The sequence below is a fragment of the Mesopusillimonas faecipullorum genome (genome assembly GCF_020539505.1).
Classification (GTDB): Bacteria; Pseudomonadota; Gammaproteobacteria; order Burkholderiales; family Burkholderiaceae_B; genus Mesopusillimonas; species Mesopusillimonas faecipullorum.
Genome location: NZ_JACDXW010000006.1, coordinates 18,385 through 41,733, shown reverse-complemented (window position 1 = coordinate 41,733; position 23,349 = coordinate 18,385). Strand labels below are relative to the sequence as shown.

Below are 23,349 nucleotides of genomic sequence, written 5' to 3'. Positions count from 1 at the left end.
AGCAGCGCTTTAAAGATAAGGGGTTGCCAGCCAGATCACCCGGTTGCGCAGCCGCTTCCAGAAGGGCTGCGCAGCTAAGGTTTGCTCGGTAATCTGGCTGGCGTTTGTGCGGTTGCCGTCTATCAACGCTGCGATGTGCTGGGCCAAAGCGGCGTCGTGCACTTCTACATCCATTTCAAAATTCAGCCTGTGGCTGCGGGGGTCCATATTGGACGAGCCCACATATGACCAAGCATGATCCACGGTCAAAAGCTTGGAATGGTCGAAGCTTCCCGCAGAGCACCAGACGCGGCAACCGCTGCGAAGAATCAGGTCTAACTGGCCCAGCATGGCGTATTGCACGAGCTTAAGGTTATTGTTGCCCGGTATGACGATGTCGACTTGAACGCCTCGCTTGGCGGCTGTGCAAAGCGCACCTATCAATACTTGGTCGGGCAGAAAATACGGGGATTGAATCCGTATATGCTTTTGTGCCAAAGCGAAGGCGCCTTGCAGCATCTGATGTGTGCTGAATATAGACCTATCGGGCCCCGACCGTATACCCCGCGCCAGTACCCGTGGCAGGGGGACGGCTAGAGCGGGTTTGCTGCACCAGGCCTGCAGGTCCAGTGCCTCGCGTGTGGTGAACTCCCAGTCGTGCATGAACACGGTAAGCAGCTGAAGCACCAGCGGGCCTTCAAACTTGAAGTGCGTGTCCATAGTCACGCTGTCACCCGCTACGTCCCGAGTGAAGCCCGCGCGTATGTTCATACCGCCGGTAAAGCCAACTTGCCCGTCTATCACCAGAATCTTGCGGTGGCTACGCAGGTTGGCGTAGGCTGAGCGCAAGCCTAGCGGGTTGGTCATGAACAGCGCGGTGGTTAAGCCTGCTTGACGCAAGCTACCCGTGATTCTCGGTCGCGAGTAGCGTACGCCTACGGCATCCAGCAGAATGCGCACCGTGACCCCACGTGCTTTGGCTTTGGCCAAGGCCTGGACAAAGCGCTGCCCCACCACATCGTTATCAAAGATATAGCTTTGCAAAGCGATGGTGCACTGAGCCTGGTCTATCGCTTCAAGCATGGCGGCATATGTTTCGTCGCCCCCTTGTAGCAAGCGAATGTGGTTGCCCGCGCTAAGCGGAAAATCACTGACGTTATCGCCCAGGGTGAGCATGGCTAATTGTGCCGGGCTCAGCTCAGACAAGGGAATCTCTGGGGGGTCAGGCAGCTGCCGATAGATGCGCTGCAAACGATCACGCTCTTGCGAGATGTAATCCTTCCGAACGCGGTTAATGCCGGCGATCAGGTACAGCATGGCACCCAATAACGGTGACAACAGGATGACGCCGACCCAAGCTATGGCCGCTCGAACGTCGGTCTTGTTCATGGCCGCATGGGTAGCGGCAATGGTAGCGCTGACGGTAGAGAGTAGAAACAGGAAATGAGGCCAGTACTCTTGGAACAGGGCCTCTAGGGTGTCTATCATGGTGGACCAGAAAGCATGAGGGTTTGCCGAGTATAACTACCCACTTAAAGACTCGCAGCCGCTGCTATACCGGCGGTGCCGAAGACAAGTAGGTAATATGCTTCGCACAGGAGGTGCGCACAGTGTAGCCCGCGCGGCTTGCACAACGCATAAGATCTGTGTTTATTGACCCTATAAAAAGGAGGGGGAGATGTCTGAAAACAATGCTCCAATCATGCCGGCGTACGTTATAGAGCGTGTCATGCAAAAGCGTGGGCGGTTAAGAATATTCGATCACTTCGAACCTCATCGCACCGCGCTTGTCATTATCGACATGCAGTGTTTTTATGTGCAAGATTTACAGCCGGCGCTGCGTATTATTCCCACCATCAACGACCTGGCCAAAGGCGTGCGCGAACGCGGCGGTGTAGTAGCCTGGGTCAGCATGACAGCCGGGCAAGACGGCACCAGTCTTTGGCCGCTGTACCATGATTATTTTTTCAAAGCCGAAAACGGGGCTCGCCATCGAGATCAGCTCAGCCCGGGCTCTCCCGGCCACGCCTTGCACCCCGAACTAGACGTACAGCCCGAAGATATTCAAGCTACCAAAACGCGCTTCAGCGCCTTTATGCCTGGAGTTTGTGATTTGCACGAGCAGCTGCAAGCGCGAGGGATTAGCAACGTTGCCATCGGGGGTGTCGTGACCAATTTCTGCTGCGAAACTTCCGCCCGGGACGCCATGATGCTGGATTATCGAGTGGCTATGGTGGAAGACATCAACGCGGCGCGCTATCCCGAAGACCACCAGAACGGCCTTACCACGGTGTTTCAAAGCTTTGGTGATGTAGTCTCGGCGAGTGAGCTGCTGGATGACTTGATGCGGCCTGAGACAAAGTCTTAAAAGGCCGGCTGTGGGCTGCCTTAGGCTGCGGCGCAAGCTTACAAAACCAGGTCGCGTCTATTTCCACAATGTGTTGGGGGGCGCTACAGCATACGGATACGTAAATCTTGAACTTCACCAACTTTGAACATGTCTTTTATGCACTCGCCATGCTGGCCATCATTGGCCTGCTTACCAAAAACTGGTGGGCGGGTGCAGCCTTTGGCGCTGCTTTCTTCATAGGAAGAGAGCATGCCCAACGCGAATACAAGATAGGCCAACCCGGTAAGCTCAACCCCTGGGAAGGCTTCGATATCTGGCGCTGGAGCCTAGATGCACAGCTTGACCTGATATTGCCCATTGTGGCGGTGTTAATAGCGGCCTATCTGATTTCCAGGCGCTAAGTATTTGCGCGTTGGAAAATTAGTACTTTTCCATCAGATGGGCCAGCAGCATACTGTTTTCGAACTTGCTGCTTGGCATGAAGTAGTCTGTTACTAAAACATCTCATGTATGTGTGTCTAATAACCCCAAAAGCTCATCGAAATCACGTGCCATGCCGACTATTTGTAAATCCGGATGGGCACTTAATTCATGATGAACTCCCGCCACGATGGATGGGTGGTCATCGGCTATGACGACGCGGATCTTCATGCAGTCTCCTATCTGGGCTGACTCATCAGAGCCTTGGTAAAGCTATTTGGGTCGACCGTTGCCACGGTGAATAGATTTTTCCTCAACTCGTGTAGAAATACCAGACTAAAGGGTTAAGACTAGAACGATAGTTTTGTGTTCTAGATGAACCCCATATACGGATATGACTTGCCACTAGCCGAGGTCATACCGTGTTTGAGTAAAAAAACAGCCGCACCCAAGAAGTTGGGTGCGGCTGTTTTAAGCTAGCTTAAAGGCTGAGCAGAGTTCAGAGAACTTTGATCTGAGTCGCGCAAGGGCCTTTTTGGCCGTTACCAGCAACGAAAGAAACCCGTTGGTTTTCTTCCAGTGTCTTGTGGCCGGAGCCTTGAATTTCGCTGTAGTGCGCGAAGAGGTCCTTACCACCGGACTCGGGCATGATGAAACCAAAGCCCTTTTCGTTGTTAAACCACTTCACGATGCCATTTTCTGTTTTCAAAGTAAATCCTAAATGTACTAGGGAAGAATATCCCCACAGCCACTATGCGCGAAATACCGAAAATTAGCTAGCAGTGTTACCAAATAACATAAGACGGCTTCACAAGGTCTTAGGCGGGGCTGATGTCTGTCTTGTGGCCATTTGCTTCGGGCTAAAGGCTCGCTACAGAAGAGGCTGCGCGCGGGGCTCTCCAAGGGGCGGGTTTTTGCTGGCACCGCGGCTTGGGTGCGCCCAGAAGTTACTCAATCATCTAGTTTATTTATATTTTTTATAAATCTCGATAAAAAATGTTGACGCCGATATTTCGCGGAATTATCATAAGGATCAAATATCGAGAAAACCTCCCGCGCTTAGCAAGGAGACAAGCCGTGACGCAAGCGTTTGTTGTGCCCACCGCCACTGTTCAGCAGCAGCAATGCGTACGCCTTGCTGCGCGAGCATTGGCACGTGCCAATCTTGTCCATGCTTATGGGCATTGCAGTTTGCGGCTCGATGAAAAGTATTTCCTTGTGTGCGCAGCTAGGCCTATGGGTCTTATCGAGCCCGAAGATGAAGGGACAGTGGTCTGCATCGACGGCGAGCTGCCTCCAGGCGTTTTGGGCGAAGTTCGTATTCATCAGCAGATCTACAGACGCCGCCCGCAGGTGTGCGGTGTCGTGCGCAGCATGCCGCGCGATGTCATGACTCTCTCGGCGGCTGGCATTACACCCGAGGCGCGTCATGGAATGGGTTCCTACTTTTCTCCTTCCGTTCCGTTTTGGGACGACGTACAACTTGTTCGCACCGAGGAGCAGGCGCTGGGCGTGGCAGAGCGTCTTGGCGACGCTGCGGCAGTGGTCATGCGTGGCAACGGCGCGGTAGTTGTCGCGGAATCGCTGGAAAAAGCCGTCGCCTTGACTTGGTACCTTGAAGACATGGCTCGTATTGAATTGCAGTTGCGGTGCGCTGGGCTTGCCTCGAACGATGGCATTTTGTCGCATCAGCAAGCGCAGCAGCGTGCCACCAGCGCCGGGCTTATTTTTGAACGTATGTGGGAATACCTGATTGCCGGCGATGCTGAAACAAGCAAGGCTTCCGTATAGACACCAAGGCAAGATTAACGACTTCAAAACCTCAGTTTTCGTCAGTGAGCCAAGCAATGACATGAGCGTTGAACTCACTTTTCATACGCTGTAAATAGAAACAGCCCAAAAAGTAGGTGGCATCCCGCCGCAATAAGGGTTGACAGAGACCCAGAGAGACTAAGGAGACAAAGAATGAGGAAAACTACGATTTCCGCCGTGCTGGCCGGGTTGTTCATGGTTGCTCCGGTAGCCCAGGCCGACATCACCGTCGGATTTTCCGGTGTGTTGTCTGGGCCTCAGGGGGTACTGGGCCAAGATCAGCGCGACGGTTTCCTGTTGGCCCTGGAAGAGCTCGGCAACAAGTTTGGTGATCAGAACGTCAAGGTGGTGATTGAGGATGATCAGCTAAAGCCGGATGTGGGTGCCCAGGCAATTCAGAAATTCCTGGAGCGCGATAAGGTTGATGCGATTGTGGGGCTGGGGTTCTCGAACGTACTCATGGCTGAATTGCGGCGCATCAAAGATTCCGGTGTCGTGGCCATCGCCACCAACGCTGGGCCCGGGCCTGTCGCCGGCAAGTTGTGCGCCCCTAACCTTTTTGGCCTTGCTTGGCAGAATGACACCATGTCAGAGGCAATGGGCCAGTATGTGCAAGACCTCGGCCATAAAAACGCCTACCTCATGACTTCCAGCTATCAGGCTGGAAAAGACAAGCTCAATGGTTTCAAGCGTTACTTTAAAGGTGACGTGGCTAAAGAAGTCTACACGCCGCTAGGGCAGCTCGACTTCTCGGCAGAAATCTCTGCACTCCAGGCGGCCAATCCCGAAGCATTGTTCGTTTTTTACACAGGCGGAACCGGCGTCAACTTTGCGCGTCAGCTCCGTCAGGCCGGCATCATGGGTAAGACACCCGTGTATTCTGAAGGCATGATCGACTCCAACACCCTGGTGTCGCTCAAGTCGCAGGCCGACGGCAATATTTACGGTGCCACTTGGGCGCCGGTGCTCAATAACCCTCAGAGCAAAAAATTCGTTAAAGCGTTTGAGGACAAATACGGCCATACGCCGTCTGAGTACGCTGCCAATGGTTACGACGCGGCCTATCTGTTGAACACTGCCGTGCTCAAGCTGAATGGCGATGTTTCCAATCGCGAGGCATTCGTGAAGGCCGTCAAGCAAGCGGGCTCTGAGTTCCCGACGGTACGGGGCAAGTTTGCCTTTAATACCAACAACATGCCCATTCAGAATCTCTACGCTTTCAAGGCCGTTGGGCAGGGTGACGACGTTGTGGTCAAGCAGCTTGCTACTGTGTTTACCGATCACCAAGACGCCTACGTCTCCGAGTGTGACATGAAGTAAAGCACAGGCGCTGGCCTGTAGCGCTCGACCACAAGGGGCTGCCTACTGGTGTAGCCCCTGTGGCAGCTACTGATTCCTCAACGGAAAATCCGTCATGAATAGTTCGTTGTTCCTGTCGCAGCTTCTTAATGGGCTGCAGCTGGGTGTATTGCTGTTCCTGCTGTCATCGGGGCTGACCCTGATTTTCGGCATCATGAACTTCATCAATCTAGCGCATGGCTCACTGTATATGGTGGGTGCCTTTGTGGGTGCCGCAAGCTACAACGCTAGCGGTTCCTTTTTGTTTTCCCTCTTTGCTGCCGTGGCGGCTGCGGCCATCGTGGGTCTTGTGATCGAGCATCTGGTTGCGCGGCCTCTGTATCGTCATGATCACCTGTATCAAGTGCTGGCCACCTTCGGGCTCATGATGTTCTTTAATGAGTTGGCCATTTTCATCTGGGGGAATCGCCCCTATTTTGTGACGATCCCAGAGGTTATCAGCGGGTCGGTAGAAATTCTCGGGGCGCCGTATCCGGTTTATCGCTTGCTGATCATCGTCGTGGGTGTTCTGGTGGCATTCGGTGCCTGGTATCTCATCCAGAAAACTCGCTTCGGCATGCTGGTGCGCGCGGGTACGACGCATGCTTCCATGGTCAGTGTGCTGGGCGCCAACGTTGATTTACTGAAGAAATCCCTGTTTATGTTGGGCGCAGGCCTTGCGGGTTTGGCAGGGACTTTGGCCGGCCCCATCCTGTCAGTGCAGTCGGGTATGGGCGACCCTGTGCTAATTCTTGCTTTAGTGGTGATTGTGGTGGGCGGCATCGGATCGATTCGAGGGGCGCTGTTGGCCGCCATTCTCATCGCCGTCATCGACACATTGGGGCGCGCCTATTTGCCTGGCATCTTGGCCCTGGTGATGGCGCCCGCTGCCGCCAATACGGTCGGGTCGGCTTTAGCCTCTATGTTGATTTATCTGCTGATGGCTTTTGTGCTTGCATTCAAGCCGCAGGGCCTGATGGTTTCGGCCAAGCGCTAAGGGGGCACAGCCATGAATTCTCGTAGTTGGATGCGTTTGGTTCTACCAGTCTTGTTCATTGTGCTTGCCGCCATACCGTTCGTGGCGCAGGTGGTGGATGAGCCGTTTTATGTCACTTTCTTTGCTCGCGTGTTGATCTACGCGTTGGCAGCTTGCGCCTTGAATATCGTTCTGGGCTTCGCGGGCTTGGTCAGCTTTGGGCATGCCATGTTTATCGGCCTGGGTTGTTACGCAGTCGGTATCCTTAGCCACTATGGCATTAGCAATGGCTGGATCCAGCTGTTTGTGTGCATCGCCGTGTGCATAGTTGTGGCTGTGCTGGTTGGCTCGGTGTGTCTGCGCACCTCAGGTATCGGTTTCATCATGATTACGCTGGCGTTTTCGCAGATGTTCTATTTCTTGATGGTCAGTCTTACGCCCTTTGGCGGTGATGACGGTCTTAACATCTATGAATCCAGCAATTTCGGATGGTTTGAACTGAGCGGCAGTTCCGAGGTGTATTGGGCTACATGGGCGCTGCTCCTGATGCTCGCCTTGTTCCTGAACCGCTTGCGTACCTCGCCTTTTGGCATGGTGCTGCGAGCAACCCACATCAACCCTCGTCGGGTCGACGCCTTTGGTTATTCAGTATTCAGAATCCAGCTGTCCGCCTATGTATTGTCGGGCGTCATCACCGGGATCGCGGGCTTTCTGCTGGCTAACCTGACCGCATTCGCGGTGCCCAGCTATATTGCCTGGCATCTCTCCGGTGAGCTGATCGTCATGATTGTCATCGGCGGTATCGGGCTGGTGACCGGGCCCATTTTTGGGGCGATTGTATTCCTGGTGCTTGAAGAAGTGCTGAAAGGCTGGACCACACACTGGATGTTGGTGATGGGGCCGATCATCACTATCATTGCCTTGGCAGGTCGCAATCAGTTCGCATGGCTGAAAGCCATTTTCAACCGGCCTTCAGCGGCAGGGCCTGCAATCAAAACTCGCCCTAACGGAGAACTACCATGAGCGCACCGTCACTCACTGTAGAAGGTCTGGTACGTTATTTTGGCGGTCTCAAGGCCACCGACGAAGTTTCGCTTCAAGTTCGTCCTGGTGAGCTGCACGCTATCATCGGCCCTAACGGCGCAGGTAAAACCACACTCATCAATCTACTGACCGGTGAGCTTGCTTCAGACGCTGGCCGCATTCTGATTGGAGACGTGGATGTTTCCGGTCAGCCAGTGCAACAAAGAGTCGAGTTAGGGCTATTGCGCTCGTACCAAATTACCTCGGTATTCGATTCGTTCACGGTACGTGAAAACATTTGTTTGGCGGCCCGGCGTCGGCGGGGTGTTCGTCTAGCGGTTTGGAAGCCCCTGATCCGAGACCTAGAGTCTATGCAGGTAGCCGAGCGCATCATGCAGCAATGCCAATTGGTGCATGTGGCTGACGAAGTAGCCGCCAATCTAGCCTATGGACAGCGTCGACAGCTAGAGATCGCCATGGCGCTGGCTGCTGAGCCCAGACTGCTCTTGCTTGACGAGCCTATGGCGGGCATGAGCGCCGCCGAAGGCGTGGCCGCGATTGAGCTGCTGCGTTCCCTTAAGGGCCAATACACGATTGTTCTGGTAGAGCACGACATGAACGCGGTCTTCTCATTGGCCGACCGCATCAGCGTTCTGGTGTACGGCAAGATTATCGCAACAGGTACCGTTGACGAGATACGCGCTCATCCCGAAGTGCAGAAAGCCTATTTGGGCGACGATGAAGACGCGTAATTGACTACAGGAGCCCTAATGCTCAGCATTCAGAATCTGGCCGCCAAGTACGGCCCATCGCAAGCGCTATTCGATGTCGATCTTGACTTGAATCAGGGGGAGGTCATAGGCCTTATTGGTCGCAACGGCATGGGCCGAACCACGGCTATCAAATGCTTGTTTGGTTTATTGAACCCCTGCGGCGGCAGCATCCGTTTCGAGGGAACCGAACTTGCCGGCCTGCAGCCCTATCGCATAGGGCGTATGGGAATCTCGCTGGTGCCTGAAGGGCGTCAGATATTTCCGATGCTAAGTGTCGAAGAGAACCTGATTGCTACCGCCTCGAGTTCGGGCGGTAAGCCGCAATGGACGCTAGAAAAAATTTACGACGTTTTTCCACGCTTGAAAGAGCGGCGAACCAATATGGGCAATCAGCTGTCCGGAGGCGAGCAGCAGATGCTTGCTATTGGGAGAGCGCTGATGACTAACCCTCGTCTGCTGGTGCTGGATGAGGCTACCGAAGGCTTGGCCCCTGTGGTGCGGGCCGAAATCTGGAAAGTGCTGCAGCGCTTGAAGGAGCAAGGGCTTTCTATGATTGTTGTAGATAAGAACACGAAGGCTCTGTTGCGCTTGTCCGACCGAAACGTCATTTTGGATAAGGGCGTAACGGTATGGCGGGGCAGTTCGCCCGAGCTGGCTGCCCAGCCCGAGCTGATTGCCCGGTACGTGGGCGTTTAGTCCTCTTCGCGTATCTTCTGTTCCAGCTTGCGGCGGGCGCGAACAGCGCCCGCGTCAGTGGGCAACAGTACTGGGCTCAGACTGAACAGATCATCGGTGTTCATGGCTTTTTGCTGTGCGCTTAGCATGGGTTTGTCTTGGTTGTTAAACGCGTTGTACATGATGGCTTGCCGACGAGTGTTTATTTCCTCATCGTTGGTGCGAAAGCGTCTGGTCAACCAATAAAAGTAATGAGTGGTGGTTTCACTCTCGGGCGTGACGATGTGGGCGTTATCGGTACGCAAGCCTTCGCTGTCGGGGGCGTCTTGCGGCGTGATGGCAATGTCCAAGTGCATGGAGCCCGGTGCACGCCATCGTACCTGCGTACGAAAGCACACCGGCTGCCCAGGCTGTGGCATAAGGCGGTCGTAAGCGGGTGGTGCACTGTCGTGCAGGCACTCCCAGGTGATATGCACATCATCCCCGTGTTCTTCGACCTTCGGTTTGGCGCGAGTGAAGGCGCCACCGCCCACAGAGTCGGCGTGTACAAAGTCGGCATGGCTCAGATCCATCACGTTGTCGGCAATCAGCTTGTAGTTGCAGTCGGTCCATAGATAGCCACGCGACTTGGCGCTAGGCGCTGCGGCATGCAGACGCGAGAAGTCAGGTAGCAGTTCGACTTTTGCAGAATCGGCTTCCCCCATCCATATCCACGCGATGCCGTCTTTTTCGATTGCGGCGTATGACCGCACCCGTGCAGCTATCGGAATGTTGTTGCCGTGCGGATTGCGCACACAGCGGCCGCTACAGTCAAACTGCAAGCCATGGTAGCCGCACTCGATGGCGTCACCTTTAAGGGTACCTAGGTGCAAGGGGACAAAACGATGCGGACAGCGGTCGTGCAGGGCGGCCAGACTTCCGTCGCTACGGCGAAAAAGCACTATCGGTTGATCGAGTAGCGTGCGATGAAACATCTCGCCCGGTTTGATTTCGTCGGCCCAAGTGGCCATGTACCAAGCGTTCTTAAGATAAGGCATGTCTCTTCCTGTGTTTTGAAGTAACCCTGCCTTTACTTTAGCGTCGAGTATGGAATATATATAGTGGATGTAATTTATTTGCTGTATTTGTTTTGTTTATTCTATGAAGACTGATCTCAACTTGCTGCGAGTGCTGCTTGCCGTCCACGAAACCGGAAGCGTCACTACGGCTGCCAGCCGTTTGGGTATCAGTCAGCCGGCTACCAGCGCGGCGCTAGGGCGCTTGCGCCGTGCTCTGCAAGACCCGTTGTTTGTTCGACGTGGCCTGCGCATGCATGCGACGCCCTTGGCGCAGGGGATAATAGGCAAGACACGCGAAGTCATTGATGTCATAGATCGCGATATTCTGACTCCCCCCACTTTCAACCCTAGCACCGTCAAGGGGACACTAACACTTTGTCTTAGCGAGATCGGTGAAGCAGTATTTTTGCCGGATTTATATCGCCTATTCAAAGTGCAAGCCCCCGGTCTTGTATTAAAGACACAAAGCTTGGCGCCGGAGGAGCTGGATCAAGCGATGTACGAGGGGCGGGTTGATCTGTCCATAGGTTACTTTCCAGACCTGCGGGGCGCCGATATCTACCAGCAGCGTCTGTTTTCCCATGTGCTGGTTTGCTTGGTGCGAGAAGGGCATCCCCTGCGCGGCTCACGCATTACACTCAGTCAGTTTCGGCAGGCCGAGCATCTACTGGTGCGCGATGGCAGTCGCACCATGGAAATGTATGAACAGTATGTTTTTTCACAGGGTATAGAGCGTCATGTTGGGTTGCAGATGTCCCACTACATGAGTGTCCCTGGATTGGTCGAAGAGTCAGACCTGATGGTGGTGCTGCCTAAAACGATAGCAGAGCGCTTCGCGCAAAACGGACGATTTCGGGTAATGGCGCCGCCCCCAGGCTTTCCACGCTACGACTTGAAACAATATTGGCACCGCCGCTTTCATAACGAACCGCGCTCTCGCTGGCTGCGTGCGCAGGTGTCAGAGCTTTTTGACGGATACCTGGGAGCCGCTGAGCCCGTTCACGGTGCCACAGTCGAGTTCTAATTCTTCCAGATGAGGCCAAGCTCTTTCGCAATGGTCAAGGCGTTCTGGTTACCTGTTTTGATCGGCAGAGTTATTTATAAATCGAATGCATGGCATGTTTATATTTAACTTGTAGATACGTCATCGGTTCGCTATCGTAGAACCATCGTTTACGGCAGGCAATGCGCCTGACTCGTTTTGTTGGTTCATACCGAGGAGTAACTCATGGTCGAACGTCTGTTTATCAATGGCGTTGCCGCCGATGGCAGCAAGCTGGACATCGCCGTGGCAGAGGGCCGTATCGTCGCAATGGGGTCGGATTTGCACGCAGAGCCCGGTACGGACGTCGTTGATCTCCACGGCTGGGTCGTCGTGCCGGGTTTTGTCGATGGGCATATCCATCTGGACAAGAGCTTTGTGGGTGATCGTTGGCATCCGCACGTGACGGCCAACAGTTTGCGCGAGCGCTTAGCGATCGAGAAAGAGGCGCTGGCACAAGCGAAACCGATGTCCGAGCGCGCCGAGGCGTTGCTGGAGCAAGCGGCGGCATTTGGCACGGTTGCCATGCGCAGCCATGTCGACGTCGATGCGACGACGGGCTTGACGAATTTGCACACCATCATGCAAGTGCGTGAGCAATGGCGCGATCGTATGCATATTGAATTGGTGGCATTCCCGCAGGCTGGCGTGATGTCCTGTCCCGGAACGGTGCAGGTACTGGAAAATGCCGCCCGTGAGGGGGTGGATGTTATCGGCGGGATTGACCCCACCACGTTAGACGGCGACGCCGACGGGCAGCTGGATGCTGTGTTCGGCATTGCCGATCGCTATGGGGCGAAAATCGATATCCATTTGCACGAGCCCGGAATGCAAGGGGTAGAGCAACTGCATCGTATTGCCGCCCGTACGCGGGCCGGCGGATTGAATGGCCGGGTCGCGGTCAGTCATGCCTATAGCTTGGGCGACGTGACGGCGGATGTGCTGGACGGTATTGCGACAGCGTTGGCCGATGCGGACATTGCCATCATGACGAATGCGCCGGGCGACCGGGCATTTCCGCCGATTCTGCGCTTGCGCGAGGCAGGAGTGCGGGTGTTTTCCGGCAACGACAACATTCAGGATGCATGGTGGCCGTATGGCACAGGCGATATGTTGCAGCGTGCCATGTTGTTGGGATATCGCTCGGGGTTCTACACCGATGAGGCGCTGCAGACTGCGCTGCACTTGGTCTGTGCTGCGGGCGCGCAGGTGCTGGGTTTGAGTGGCTATGGGTTGGCGGTAGGCAGCGAGGCGACGTTTGTGGCGATCAATGCGCCTAACGCGGCGGCGGCCGTTGCGGGTGCGCCGGCCGACCGACGGGTGATACGCCGAGGGCGTGGTTAGGACCGGGCTCGCGCGTGGTCGATCAATCGGACCAGCACGTTGGCCAAGTCGCGGATCGGCGCACTGGCAGAAGGGCGAAAGAAGATACCGATTTCGTAGGCATCGATGTCGGGCAGGCCACTGCGCCGGGTCAGTATCCGGTGCTCCTTGGCGACCGCGCGACGGGGGAGCAAACTGATGCCCATGCCACTGACCACTGCCTCCTGGATGCCCGTCAGGCTGGAGCTCGTATAGCTGATGCGCCATGGCCTTCCGATGGTTTCCAAGGCCTGGATCATATCGTCACGATACAGCCCGCGTTGGGGAAACGTGACCAACGGCACGGGATCTTGGTCGAGGCAGGGCTGTCGCGCGCTATCGATCCAGGCCAGTTTTTCGGGGCGGCAGATGACCGCAGCGCGGCTATGGCGGCGTTGCTTGATCAGGACCAGGTCCTGTTCGCCTTGCTCGTAGCTGTGATAGAGGTCGCGGCTCAAGCCGCTGGTGACTTCCAATTTGACATGCGGATAGGCCCGACTGAATGTGGAGAGCAGCTTGGTAATCGCGCCGGTGGCGAAGTCTTCCGGTAGTCCCAATCGGACCGTGATGGCGACCATCGTGCCCGACAGCGATTGGGCCAGGTTGTCGTTGGCGGTCAGCATCTGGCGGGCATATCGCAACGCAATATGGCCGGCTTCGGTGGGACTGACCGTGCGGTTGCTGCGATCGAGTAGCGTGTGGCCCGCGAGGTCTTCCAGACGACGTATTTTCTGGCTGACCGTTGATTGGGTGGAATGCAGTCGCGTTGCGGCGACGGTAAAGCTGCCGCTTTCTGCCACGGCGACGAGGGCTTTCAGCAGGTCCAGTTCAAACAGGACGCGATTCGGTTTTAAGCTGGACACCATGCAAGTATTCATTTTTTTAATGGAGTGGTGCGTTTTTTTATCATGGCCTGGAGCGGCATTGCAACTTTCGGGGCGATAACAAAAGCGATTTTTTGCGGCTTATCCGTATTGATGGAGGCGAATGATGTTGTTCAGACGTTTGACGATTTATGGCGTTTGTTTGATGGCGATGTGGATGTCTGCCGTCAGTTTCTCGCAGGGTAATCCTGTGAACCGACAGTTGCTACAAAGCGCCGCCAACGGCGGCGTATCGGAAATCAGTGCGCTGCTCGCGCAGGGGGCAGCCATAGAGGCGCGTGATGCGCAGGGCCGTACACCCTTGCTTATTGCGACGCATGCGAATAATGCCGCTGCGGCCCAGGTTTTGATTGAGGCGGGGGCAGATGTGAACGCCAAGGATGCCATTCAGGATAGCGCGTACTTATATGCCGGTGCGCGGGGCCTGAACGAGATCTTGGAGATGACCTTGACTCATGGCGCAGACCTGAAAAGCACCAACCGATATGGCGGCACTGCACTCATCCCGGCAGCCGAGCGCGGTCACGTCGAAACCGTGCATCGCTTGATCAAGGCTGGCGTAGACGTGGACCACGTCAATCGCCTGGGTTGGACGGCGCTGCTCGAAGCCATCATTCTGGGAGACGGCGGGCCTCGGCATGTCCAGATTGTGCAGGCCCTGGTGCAGGCCGGTGCAGACGTGAAACTGGCCGACCGTCGCGGCGTGACACCATTGGAGCACGCCCGTCAACGAGGATACGACCGCATGGTGCAGCTATTAATGGAGGCGGGGGCGTGACCGCCCGTCGTCCATCGTTTGGTCGGCACTAGGCGTGAGGCGCTTGCACTGATCGGTGGCGGCAAGGGAATGGGGATGTGGGCTTTGGGGGCGATACCAAACAGGCCATGCGGAAAAGGACTGACCGCAGGCAACACCTGATCCGATTCTTTAGAGAGCACATCTTGGTTCCTGACACTAGGCTAGCCACGTTCGGAATTTCTGCGGCCTGGCCTATGGCTTGGATGCCAAAGGTACCTCAAACACCGAAATGACCCAATCCATGACACGGCGGTCTTTGCCATAGAAGTACATCACTGCCTGATGCTGCTTCAACGCTTCAAGGGTTTGCGGTTCACCATTTCGAGCCAGGTAACCGGGCGCCGCGCAAGTGACTACCCGAACCCGGCTCACGACGCGGCTGACCATGCTGGTCGTTCCAAGCTGTCCCAATCGCAGCACGCAGTCTATCCCTTCTGTGATGAGATCGGCTTGTTGGTCGCTCACGCCGAGGATGACGTCCACCTCGGGGTAGGCCTCCTTGAACTGGCGCAAGCGGGGAATGATGGTCGAGCGCGCAATGGAGTTGCTCATATCGACCCGGACGCGCCCTTTCGGAATTGAAGAGCCCCCGTCAAAGAAATTCCTGGCGTCCCCGACAGCGGTGAGTGTCGCCCGGGCCTGGTCATAGAAGGCGGTGCCCTCGCGCGTGAGCGTCGTCTTGCGTGTCGTGCGATGGAACAACCGGGCGCCGACTTCTTTCTCCAACGCTGTCACAGCGGCCGATACGCGGGGACGGTACATGCCGAGCGATTCAGAAGCCCGGGCAAAGCTCTGCTGGTCGGCAACGGCGGTCGCGTATGACGTGACGCCGAATTGGACGGCGGCGTTGAACGTGAACAATCTGTTCGACAAGGTGTATTACGAGTACCCGGGTTATGTCGAGAACCGCAACAACTACGGCGCACCGCGTAGCGTACTGTTGACTCTGCGTGGAAGGTTCTGACACCCGCGTGAGTGATGAGGACTCTACCTCATAAAAGGGGGACGCTCGACATTCATTAGACTTGTTTTTGCGAAGAACACGTTTAATGGAAGCAATGCCGATGTCCCCAATCGATTTTATCTTAGGAATCCCTGGACTGGTGGTCCAGGCGGTCAAACGGGCGCAGGATATTCATGTGTGCCCGTCTATCTCTGATAGTCAGATCCCACTACCTTCCAGCACTTACTACAACGGTTGGCGTCGTATTCTTGGCCGAGCCAAGGTGCCGCATGTCGGCACCCATGGTACCCGCTACCGTGCCGCTGCGGAGAAGGTGGCCAACTTGCGTCGGAATACTATAGATAGTCATTCGGAGGTTGCGGTGCCGGCTCCTGCGGCGACTGAGAGTGGACAAATTCGTACCGACAAGGATAACTACCGCCTATTCAGGCATCGTAAGATCAAGGGCCGAAGAACACCGCCGAGGGCCAAGCGGGCCTTGGCAGCAGGGAAAAGGGTGGTGGCATGATAAAGAAGACGCTTTTCAGGGTAGATAGGCCCGCTGCCCGTGCCTTACCTATCGGTGATGCAGGTGTTCTTTATGACTTGGTCAATTCGCCAGACAGTGTCTGGGAAATTGAGCTTTTCCGAGTTGGCGCAGGTTTTTACGCGCCGTGGTCGGCCTATGCGGTGGAGCTGCATATGACTGCGGGTAATCGGCGGCTTGTACGGCGTAGTGCCGTGACCCGTTGGCGAACACACGAGCGCGCACGGCCAGCGAAGGAGTTGAGGTTCTACTCGACCTTCAAGCCAGCCCCGGAAGGCGTGGCCTGATGCAGTGGATCCGTTATTTGCGGCAAGGCTTCATCGAGGTTGCCGACACCCGGTACGACCTGACACACATGCGTAGCTCTGCTTTTGAGCTGGCAGTTGCTGCGACGCCGCGTTATCCCGCGCTGACCTTGCGTATCGAAGTGGAATTCACCTCACATTGCGTGTCGTTTGGCCCGAAGGCAGGTGAAGCGCTGGACTTTGATGCGTTAGGGCATGATCGGCGGATACTTGACCATCGGGCCGTGGCCCGTGCTTTTTGTCTCGACCGCTACAGCTGGTCGCTATCACTACCCACGTTGGTGCGGACGTTGGACGGACATTTCTGCAACTTCACTGGGCAGGGTAATTGGTTGGTCATCCGTGCGGTCGATGGCCAGGGTTGGAAAGTGGATTATGAAATCTATTTCCGGTTGCGCCGGCAGGACAAGAATGCCCTGCGCATGGTGATAGAAAGCGCCTATGTCCGTGCTCCTGGCACGCCCGATTCCGGTGTCCCGCACGACCGCAAGGGTAGGATACGCTTTCAGGTGATGGCGGCCAAAGTGTTCCGGGGAGAGCCGCTGCGCGACCCTAGCCACCATCGTCGGTAGCTGAACAGGTGCCGGAAAAGGCGAAGCGCCGCATAGGCGGCGCTTCGTTTCGCGGGTGCTCTTCAATATCAGCACGGCTGAACCCTGTTTTCAGGGGGCAGATAGACACCTTTGCAGGCCCCGGTACATCTATCTGAGAAAAAGGGTACCCGTTTCAAGGTGAAAGGTCAAGGTAAAATCAATCTGCCTCGCCCGAGTTGCCAATATCGAGCGCAGCCATCACGTGTGCCAGGCCGCGCATTCTGGCGCGGCATCTGTCGGCCAGTGCACGATGAAGGGCGTAGCGTTTATGATGGTTTTTGCAAAAGAATAAGCCGTTAAGTAATTGAAATTTAACGGGTTTTTAGAAGGGGGCGGAATCGCACGTTGGCCGTAAAGCCAGTGTTGATGAGGGTTTTGGGGATTCCTTGTTTTTCAGGGGACACCCTGGGGAACTTGGAATGTAACTGTTGCATATAAAAGACGGGTAGGTCTATGGGCAATCGCTGCGAGGAATATGATGCCATTTTCGACGCGTGTGCGGACGTGTTGAAGCTTAGTCAAACCATGTTTCCCCGCTGCCCCGTGTGTTGCTTCATTGAAAACATGGAAAAGCCGGAGAATATCTTCGATGTCTTGCTCTACGAAGCCGAGCATTTATTTCTAATTGGCCAAAGTACCGGATATTTCTAATTTGCCTTGACAGACATAGCTCAAGGCTGAGCGATATACACCGGCTGGCCCTGAAAATAGGTCTGCAGCACACGGGTGGCTTTCAGACTTTCGACCGGCACCGTCAGCACGTCGCGGTCGACCACAATGAAATCCGCCTGTTTGCCTGCCTGAATGGAACCGATCTCACTACTCATCCCCATGACGCGGGCCGCATTCAAGGTATAGGCCATGAACATGTCTTCCCGGCCCAGCCGTTCCGCGGCATTCAGGCCGCCGTCTGGCCCATGACGGGTCATGGCATTGTGCATGGCTTCCCAGGGGTTGGCGGTAGAAATCGGCCAATCACTGGCGCCGGCAATGACCGCACCATGCTTCAGCAGCGAGCGGGCCGGATACTGGCGCAGGAAATCAGCTTCGGAAAGAAAGGGGCGGACCAAATCCAGTAGATAATTGTCGATCTCCGCCCAATGCAGCTGCATCACAGCGATAACCCCCAGCTGCGCAAAGCGCGGGTGGTCCTGCGCGTCGACCAGCTGCAAATGGGTAATGGAATGCTCTATGCCGCTGCTGCGCTGTTGTCTGGCGTGGGCAACGGCGTCCAGGGATTCGCGGACAGCGCGGTCTCCCAGTGCGTGGACATGCACCAGCCAGCCGCGTGCATCCGCCGCATCGACCAGCGTCTTGAAGGAATCGCTTTCCAGCAACATTGCACCCTGGGAGCCACTGTTGTGATAATGGCCCAGCAGCGCCGCACTCTGCGCCGGGTATTCCAGTACACCGTCGGCAAAGATCTTGATGCCAGGCAGGCTCAGGTGTGGCACACCCTGAAAGCGGTCGCGGACACTTTCAAGCCGATCAAGGTCAGCGGCAGTGCTCTGCGGACTGGCCACCAGCAGAGCGGCCACGTGGGCAGTCAGCCCGCCGGCGTCCGCCAGAGCACGATAGGCAGACAGCACCCCTGCTCCTGTACTGCCCGGAGCGCGCGAGAACAGGGCTTCGCCGGGGCCTGCGTTGGCGGCCGGGTCTATCCAGGGGGGGAGCGCGGTAGCAAGATGCCTGGAGGCGACCGTATCCAGCTTAACCGGCCACAACCTTACGATTCCATGGCATACGCATTAACAGGCGGGCCATTCCACAGAAACCAGATACGCCTGCAAACACCAGGCCTGCGCCGATGGCTGCAGACAGCGCATGAAACCAGGGCGAGACGGTGGCGCCGAGCACGGCGCCCAACAGGATCAGCGAGCCTGCTGTAATCTGCACCTGGCGCTGCAGCTCCATCGGCTGGGAAGCATCTGTCACCACGGGAAGCCCGGCCTTCTTCCAGGCATCGAGCCCCCCATCCAGCACATAAGCCTCGCAGGCCGCGCAGGCGCTGAGTGCTTGGGCATTGACTCGTGTACGATTGCCGGACCGGCAGTGGAAAATGACGCCTGCAGTGGTATCAAGCGGCGCCGCGCTTTTCAGGTGATCTATGGGGACATGGCGTGCGGCGGCGATGTGCTCGCGCGCGTGCTCGTCTGCTGCGCGGATGTCGACCAGGATTGCACCTTGATTCACAAGATCACGCGCTGCTTGAGGAGAAATGGGTTTTAAGGACATAACGATTGACTCCGAGCGGGTGGGTTTAGGGACAGAAAATAGTCTTGAGTGTGGCAATGAGGGTGGCCACGTTCGGGTTGTCGATCCGATAATGCAGCGTCTGCGCCTCTCGGCGGAACGTCACCAGGCCCTCCTCGCGCATCTTGGCCAGATGCTGGGACAGCGCGGATTGGCTCAAGGGCACATATTCATGCAGCGCGCCTACCGTCATTTCCCCATGCTCAATCAGTAGACAGAGAATCAACAAGCGGTGCTCATTGCCGACGGTTCGCAACATGGCAGCCGCCTGGGCTGCCCCTTCCTGCAGGAACTGCTTGTCTTTCATCGTCACAATCACAATTTATTTCGTATTTTGCTAATTTAGCATAAACTAATTTATATTCAAGACTCTGCACCCCTGCACGGACAAACTATGCCTGTCGCCGCTGATATTCACTCCTTCTTCGATGAAATCACCAACACGGTGAGCTATCTCGTTTCCGACCCATCCACCCGCCAAGCCGCCATCATTGATCCGGTGCTGGATTACGACCACCGCAGCGGCAAGGCTTCCACCACCTCGGCTGATCGCATACTAGCCGCCGCCCATGTGCGTGAACTGCAGATTGCATGGATTCTTGAGACTCATGCGCATGCGGATCATCTGAGCGCAGCGCCTTACCTCAAAACTCGCACAGGTGCACCTGTCGCTATCGGTGAGCACATTCGCGACGTGCAGCAGATTTTCCGTCCAGTGTTTAATTTGGACGATGTTTCCGGCGATGGCAGCGAGTTCGACCGACTGTTTCGCGATGGCGAAACCTTTCATATCGGTGCACTGACCGTAGAGGTTATGCACACGCCAGGCCATACGCCTGCCTGCGTGTCCTACCGTATCGGCGACGCCGTGTTCGTGGGGGACACCTTGTTCATGCCGGATTACGGCACGGCTCGCACCGACTTTCCAGGCGGTAGCGCACACATGTTGTACCTGTCGATTCGCCGGCTTCTGGCGTTGCCGTCAGAGACGCGCCTGTTCATGTGCCACGACTACAAGGCGCCGGGGCGCACCGGGTATGCGTGGGAGTCGACCGTTGCCGAGCAGTGCCAGAGCAATGTGCACGTGCACGATGGCGTGGGCGCCGAGGCATTCACCGAGATGCGCCAGTCTCGCGATGCAACACTTCCGGCCCCCACGCTGCTGCTGCCTTCCATTCAGGTCAACATCCGTGCGGGCCGCTTGCCGGAGTCTGAATCCAACGGCGTGCGCTACCTCAAGATCCCCGTCAGTTTGACCGAGGGATAGGCCAGCTTCCTATTTTGGCTGTGATCGAGCGATAGGGTAAAGCGGCGAGAAACGGTGCGGCTGAGGTGGCAAGTATTAGCTTCCCACATGCGACGCACCAGGCGGTCCTGAGCATAGAAGAAGAAGGTAGTAGAGAGAGCGCATGATCCAAGTTCTTGCATGGCCAGCGACGGAGCAAGCAGCACGTCCGGCATGTGCAGTCCCATTTTTCTGGAAGAGCGCGAGTGTGCTGTACTTTTTCGCCTTCGTTGAGCATGGCGAAGGTGACATCTGGGTATGCTCGCTGTTTCTATTGCGGCCGAGTACGCTACAGCAGGCCTTCTCGAACTTCAAGACGCGCCTCACGGTAGCATAAGGTCCAGCCCATCTTGCCGTACTTTGCTGTAGCACTCTCCAGTGAGTTTTGCTGCATGACACAGTCAGGCATCCTATAGGTGCTATCGGAGACCTATGGGAGCAGTTATGTCACAGTCAGATGTTGTCGAAAAACTCGGCCAACCTGAACCAGCCTTTTACCGCATGGCGGACGTGTTACGGATTACAGCCTTGAGCCGGTCAAGTCTTTACCGTCGTATTGCATCAGGGGATTTTCCCGCTCCTGTATCGCTCGGTGGACGAGCTAAAGGATGGCGGCGCGCGGCATTATTGGAATGGATCGAAGATCCGGTGAGCTATCGGCCACTAACCCATTGTGTGAAGGAAACCAGCTCCGCTGGTGGCCGTGTCAGGCGTGTTGCAGCGGCCACGTCCCAGTCATAGGCTTAGGCGTGGGTCAACACCAGGTGGCCGATTGGCTCTGCCGTCTCGCGCACACGAATTTCGATGTCGTAGCCCAGGCGGTTCAGACAATCCATCAGTTTGCGTTCGGAGAAGTTCGAGAACTCGCCGCGCAGCAGACTCGACACCTTGGGTTGGGTCAGGCCCATGCGCTTTGCCGCTTCGGCCTGGGTCAATCCGCGCTCGCGAATGGCTTTGGCAATTTCTACGGTCAGCCCAGACTTGATCTGGAGTTTGTCGGCATCGGGCAGGCCCAGGTCGGCAAACACGTTACCCGAACTGGCTTCGACCTCAATCCCTTCGACAATGCGTTTACTCATTTCTCAACTCCTGTGCGACGATCGCAGCGGCTTTCATGCGCTGACGGACGATGTCCATATCCGGCTTGGGCGTTTCGATACCTCGCTTGCTCTTCTTTTGAAAGACGTGCAACACGAATATCGCTTCAGCGAAACGCACGGTGTAGACAGTCCGGTAAGTGCCGCCAGTATCGTCTTCGACAATTTCTAGTACGCCAGCACTGCCAAAGCCTTTTAGCACTTTCGCTGCTTCGTGCTGTTCGCCGCGCTGGGCGGTGTCGAGCGCATGGCCGAAGAGCTTTCGTACGGCCACCGGCAGAGCCAACAGGTCTTTCTTGCTGCTGCCAAGCCAGAAGAGCGGTTTCATGGAGGAAGGCTTCATGTCAATATACCATTTCTGGGATGTTTCGGGCTACTGGCGAACGCAAGTAGGCGTAGGCTACGCCCGCTTGAGCCAGAGGACGTTTTCCGCAAGCTTGGGCATCTTTCCCGTTTCCAGTTCGTCCAGAAAATCTGCCCACTGCTGCACCATCACCTTGCGCTGAGCCAAAAAGGTGGCACGGTCGTAGCTGGCACCCAGTTCTTCTTTCGACACGTGCGCCAGGTGGCGTTCGATGACGTCCGGCTCCCAGCCAAGATACTCGCGGATCATCGTGCGTGCGGTAGCACGAAATCCATGACCTGTGATCTGTTCTTTGGTGTCGTACCCCAGTGTGCGCAAAGCCGAGTTGATCGTGTTTTCGCTGATGTAGCGTGACTTGTCAGAGCGCCTGGCCATGTTGGGGAACACAGGGCCGGAGGGGCCGGTAATCGGCAGCAGATCCTCTAGAATCCGTCGCGCCTGGCGTGACAGGGGCACGATATGCGCAGGGGTGCGGCTATCGCGTTTCTGCCACTCGCGCATCTTCATGTTCTCTGGCGGGCAGCGCCACAGGCCCTTTTTAAGATTGACGTCTTCCCAATGGGCCAAGCGCAGCTGGCCGGGCCGCTGGAAGACCAAAGGAGCCAAGCGTAAAGCGGCAACGGAAATGAAGTTGCCGGAGTAGGCGCGCATGTCCCTCAATAGCTGGCCCAGTAGCTGCGGGTCCGTGATGGCTGCGTAGTGGCGACCGCGTGGCGTTGGCAAGCCTCCCGTACGGTTGTTGACGAAATTCTGGGCCGGTTCCAGTACGCCGGTATCCACAGCGTACTGATAGACATGCTGGACGGCCTCGCGGACACGCTGCGCCGTTTCCAGGTTGCCGCGATCTTTGATGCGATGCAGGCATCGAACGATTTCTGGGGGCCTGATAGCCTCCATCGCCTTGTCACCCACCCACGGGAATACATGAATCTCCAGATGACGAGTGACCTTGCTTTTGTAGCCGGCAGACCAGACGCGATCCTTGCTGGCACTTTCGAGCCAGGCACGCGCCATCAGCTCGAAAGTATTCATCTTGGCGATCTTGGCTTGCTCTTGCTGCTCTCGTCGGGCGTCCTGCGGGTCGATGCCTTGAGCGCGCAGTGTGTTCGCCTCTCTGGTGAGTTCACGTGCCATTGCGAGGGTGATCGTTGGGTAGGCGCCTAAGCCGATCTTGATTTGTTTCGTACCGGATTTGTACCGATAGAGCCAACTTTTGCTGGATGCGCGCACGCGCAGGTAGAGGCCATCGCCGTCATTCAGCATCTGTTCTTTGGTGCTGGGCGAGAGGGTGCGGATTTTAAGGTCAGTCAGGAATCCCATAGGTGTACCCCTGCAAAAAGAAAACTGGGTACAACCAGTCTAGGGTACACCTTGGGGGGCACGCAACGTCGGGATTTGCTGAAACTTGATGGAATCTCATGGGTTAAGTTTCTAAGCTAACCGCATGATTTCTTTGAGAATTTGGTGCAAC

At 56.2% G+C, this 23,349-nt stretch carries 27 protein-coding genes; 14 read left to right on the top strand and 13 right to left on the bottom strand.

Features of this window, described 5'->3' with window-relative positions; genetic code table 11:
* Positions 1-9: 9 nt before the first annotated feature.
* Complete coding sequence (locus H0484_RS11925) at positions 10-1,467, bottom strand: phospholipase D-like domain-containing protein (RefSeq protein ID WP_226954863.1); 1,458 nt, start codon at positions 1,465-1,467, stop codon at positions 10-12.
* 214 nt (positions 1,468-1,681) lie between these two features.
* On the opposite strand from H0484_RS11925, the gene H0484_RS11920 reads away from it, so the two are divergent.
* Positions 1,682-2,347 carry a cysteine hydrolase family protein gene (locus H0484_RS11920; RefSeq protein WP_226954862.1) on the top strand — a complete coding sequence of 222 codons (666 nt, stop codon included), beginning with the start codon at positions 1,682-1,684 and terminating at the stop codon, positions 2,345-2,347.
* 149 nt (positions 2,348-2,496) lie between these two features.
* A complete protein-coding gene (locus H0484_RS11915) occupies positions 2,497-2,730 on the top strand; it encodes a hypothetical protein (protein ID WP_226954861.1) in 234 nt (77 codons plus the stop codon).
* 103 nt (positions 2,731-2,833) lie between these two features.
* Here the strand turns inward: H0484_RS11915 and H0484_RS11910 are convergent, their stop codons facing one another.
* Positions 2,834-2,980, bottom strand: coding sequence for a hypothetical protein (locus tag H0484_RS11910; protein ID WP_226954860.1), 147 nt, complete (start codon positions 2,978-2,980; stop codon positions 2,834-2,836).
* A gap of 268 nt (positions 2,981-3,248) precedes the next feature.
* On the bottom strand, positions 3,249-3,458 hold the full coding sequence (locus tag H0484_RS11905; RefSeq protein ID WP_226954859.1) for a cold-shock protein: 210 nt from the start codon (positions 3,456-3,458) through the stop codon (positions 3,249-3,251).
* A 368-nt stretch (positions 3,459-3,826) separates the two neighbouring features.
* Between H0484_RS11905 and H0484_RS11900 the strand changes: the two genes are divergently transcribed.
* The 6 genes from H0484_RS11900 to H0484_RS11875 all read left to right on the top strand — a co-directional run bounded on the left by H0484_RS11900 (position 3,827) and on the right by H0484_RS11875 (position 9,367).
* Positions 3,827-4,540, top strand: a complete 714-nt coding sequence (locus tag H0484_RS11900; protein ID WP_226954858.1) for a class II aldolase/adducin family protein — start codon at positions 3,827-3,829, stop codon at positions 4,538-4,540.
* Positions 4,541-4,714: 174 nt separating this feature from the next.
* Positions 4,715-5,881, top strand: coding sequence for an ABC transporter substrate-binding protein (locus H0484_RS11895; protein ID WP_226954857.1), 1,167 nt, complete (start codon positions 4,715-4,717; stop codon positions 5,879-5,881).
* 94 nt (positions 5,882-5,975) lie between these two features.
* Positions 5,976-6,896, top strand: a complete 921-nt coding sequence (locus tag H0484_RS11890; protein WP_226954856.1) for a branched-chain amino acid ABC transporter permease — start codon at positions 5,976-5,978, stop codon at positions 6,894-6,896.
* A gap of 12 nt (positions 6,897-6,908) precedes the next feature.
* Positions 6,909-7,898 carry a branched-chain amino acid ABC transporter permease gene (locus H0484_RS11885; RefSeq protein ID WP_226954855.1) on the top strand — a complete coding sequence of 330 codons (990 nt, stop codon included), beginning with the start codon at positions 6,909-6,911 and terminating at the stop codon, positions 7,896-7,898.
* Positions 7,895-8,650, top strand: a complete 756-nt coding sequence (locus H0484_RS11880) for an ABC transporter ATP-binding protein (protein WP_226954854.1) — start codon at positions 7,895-7,897, stop codon at positions 8,648-8,650. The genes H0484_RS11885 and H0484_RS11880 overlap by 4 nt, the downstream gene beginning before the upstream one ends.
* Before the next feature lie 18 nt (positions 8,651-8,668).
* Complete coding sequence (locus H0484_RS11875; protein WP_226954853.1) at positions 8,669-9,367, top strand: ABC transporter ATP-binding protein; 699 nt, start codon at positions 8,669-8,671, stop codon at positions 9,365-9,367.
* Here H0484_RS11875 and H0484_RS11870 read toward each other — a convergent pair.
* Positions 9,364-10,383 carry an aromatic ring-hydroxylating dioxygenase subunit alpha gene (locus H0484_RS11870; protein ID WP_226954852.1) on the bottom strand — a complete coding sequence of 340 codons (1,020 nt, stop codon included), beginning with the start codon at positions 10,381-10,383 and terminating at the stop codon, positions 9,364-9,366. The two genes, H0484_RS11875 and H0484_RS11870, sit on opposite strands and share 4 nt — an antisense overlap.
* A 103-nt stretch (positions 10,384-10,486) precedes the next feature.
* Between H0484_RS11870 and H0484_RS11865 the strand changes: the two genes are divergently transcribed.
* Both H0484_RS11865 and H0484_RS11860 read left to right on the top strand, forming a co-directional pair.
* The gene (locus H0484_RS11865; RefSeq protein ID WP_226954851.1) at positions 10,487-11,428 is read left to right on the top strand and encodes a LysR family transcriptional regulator; all 942 of its coding nucleotides are present in this window, start codon (positions 10,487-10,489) and stop codon (positions 11,426-11,428) included.
* A gap of 204 nt (positions 11,429-11,632) precedes the next feature.
* The gene (locus H0484_RS11860) at positions 11,633-12,790 is read left to right on the top strand and encodes an amidohydrolase family protein (protein WP_226954850.1); all 1,158 of its coding nucleotides are present in this window, start codon (positions 11,633-11,635) and stop codon (positions 12,788-12,790) included.
* On the opposite strand, the gene H0484_RS11855 is transcribed toward H0484_RS11860, so the two are convergent.
* Positions 12,787-13,674: a LysR substrate-binding domain-containing protein gene (locus H0484_RS11855; RefSeq protein WP_226954849.1), complete on the bottom strand. Its 888-nt coding sequence runs from the start codon at positions 13,672-13,674 to the stop codon at positions 12,787-12,789. The genes H0484_RS11860 and H0484_RS11855 overlap by 4 nt on opposite strands.
* Positions 13,675-13,837: 163 nt before the next feature.
* Here H0484_RS11855 and H0484_RS11850 point away from each other — a divergent pair, with 163 nt between their 5' ends.
* Positions 13,838-14,470, top strand: coding sequence for an ankyrin repeat domain-containing protein (locus H0484_RS11850; protein WP_226955026.1), 633 nt, complete (start codon positions 13,838-13,840; stop codon positions 14,468-14,470).
* 213 nt (positions 14,471-14,683) lie between these two features.
* On the opposite strand, the gene H0484_RS11845 is transcribed toward H0484_RS11850, so the two are convergent.
* On the bottom strand, positions 14,684-15,364 hold the full coding sequence (locus H0484_RS11845) for a LysR substrate-binding domain-containing protein (RefSeq protein WP_390624835.1): 681 nt from the start codon (positions 15,362-15,364) through the stop codon (positions 14,684-14,686).
* Positions 15,365-16,267: 903 nt separating this feature from the next.
* On the opposite strand from H0484_RS11845, the gene H0484_RS11835 reads away from it, so the two are divergent.
* On the top strand, positions 16,268-16,858 hold the full coding sequence (locus tag H0484_RS11835) for a hypothetical protein (protein WP_226954847.1): 591 nt from the start codon (positions 16,268-16,270) through the stop codon (positions 16,856-16,858).
* Between the two features lie 414 nt (positions 16,859-17,272).
* Here H0484_RS11835 and H0484_RS15250 read toward each other — a convergent pair whose 3' ends face one another.
* Genes H0484_RS15250 through H0484_RS11815 form a run of 4 tightly spaced genes read right to left on the bottom strand, consistent with a single transcriptional unit; the run spans position 17,273 to position 19,439 of the window.
* Positions 17,273-17,494 (bottom strand): pPIWI-associating nuclease domain-containing protein, encoded by a 222-nt coding sequence (locus H0484_RS15250; protein WP_226954846.1) that lies wholly within the window; start codon positions 17,492-17,494, stop codon positions 17,273-17,275.
* A 56-nt stretch (positions 17,495-17,550) separates the two neighbouring features.
* Complete coding sequence (locus H0484_RS11825) at positions 17,551-18,603, bottom strand: amidohydrolase (protein WP_226954845.1); 1,053 nt, start codon at positions 18,601-18,603, stop codon at positions 17,551-17,553.
* Complete coding sequence (locus H0484_RS11820) at positions 18,590-19,114, bottom strand: rhodanese family protein (protein WP_226954844.1); 525 nt, start codon at positions 19,112-19,114, stop codon at positions 18,590-18,592. Before H0484_RS11820 ends, H0484_RS11825 begins: the two co-directional genes overlap by 14 nt.
* Before the next feature lie 25 nt (positions 19,115-19,139).
* Entirely contained in the window at positions 19,140-19,439 is a 300-nt protein-coding gene (locus H0484_RS11815) for an ArsR/SmtB family transcription factor (RefSeq protein ID WP_226954843.1), read from the bottom strand.
* Positions 19,440-19,526: 87 nt separating this feature from the next.
* Between H0484_RS11815 and H0484_RS11810 the strand changes: the two genes are divergently transcribed.
* Complete coding sequence (locus H0484_RS11810) at positions 19,527-20,399, top strand: MBL fold metallo-hydrolase (protein WP_226954842.1); 873 nt, start codon at positions 19,527-19,529, stop codon at positions 20,397-20,399.
* 450 nt (positions 20,400-20,849) lie between these two features.
* Positions 20,850-21,158, top strand: a complete 309-nt coding sequence (locus H0484_RS11805) for a helix-turn-helix transcriptional regulator (protein WP_315859956.1) — start codon at positions 20,850-20,852, stop codon at positions 21,156-21,158.
* A gap of 2 nt (positions 21,159-21,160) precedes the next feature.
* Here the strand turns inward: H0484_RS11805 and H0484_RS11800 are convergent, their stop codons facing one another.
* The 3 genes from H0484_RS11800 to H0484_RS11790 form a co-directional block, all read right to left on the bottom strand.
* Positions 21,161-21,496 carry a helix-turn-helix domain-containing protein gene (locus H0484_RS11800; RefSeq protein WP_113934031.1) on the bottom strand — a complete coding sequence of 112 codons (336 nt, stop codon included), beginning with the start codon at positions 21,494-21,496 and terminating at the stop codon, positions 21,161-21,163.
* Positions 21,489-21,842, bottom strand: coding sequence for a type II toxin-antitoxin system RelE/ParE family toxin (locus tag H0484_RS11795; RefSeq protein ID WP_226954840.1), 354 nt, complete (start codon positions 21,840-21,842; stop codon positions 21,489-21,491). Before H0484_RS11795 ends, H0484_RS11800 begins: the two co-directional genes overlap by 8 nt.
* A gap of 72 nt (positions 21,843-21,914) precedes the next feature.
* The gene (locus tag H0484_RS11790) at positions 21,915-23,198 is read right to left on the bottom strand and encodes a tyrosine-type recombinase/integrase (RefSeq protein WP_226954839.1); all 1,284 of its coding nucleotides are present in this window, start codon (positions 23,196-23,198) and stop codon (positions 21,915-21,917) included.
* Positions 23,199-23,349: the final 151 nt, after the last annotated feature.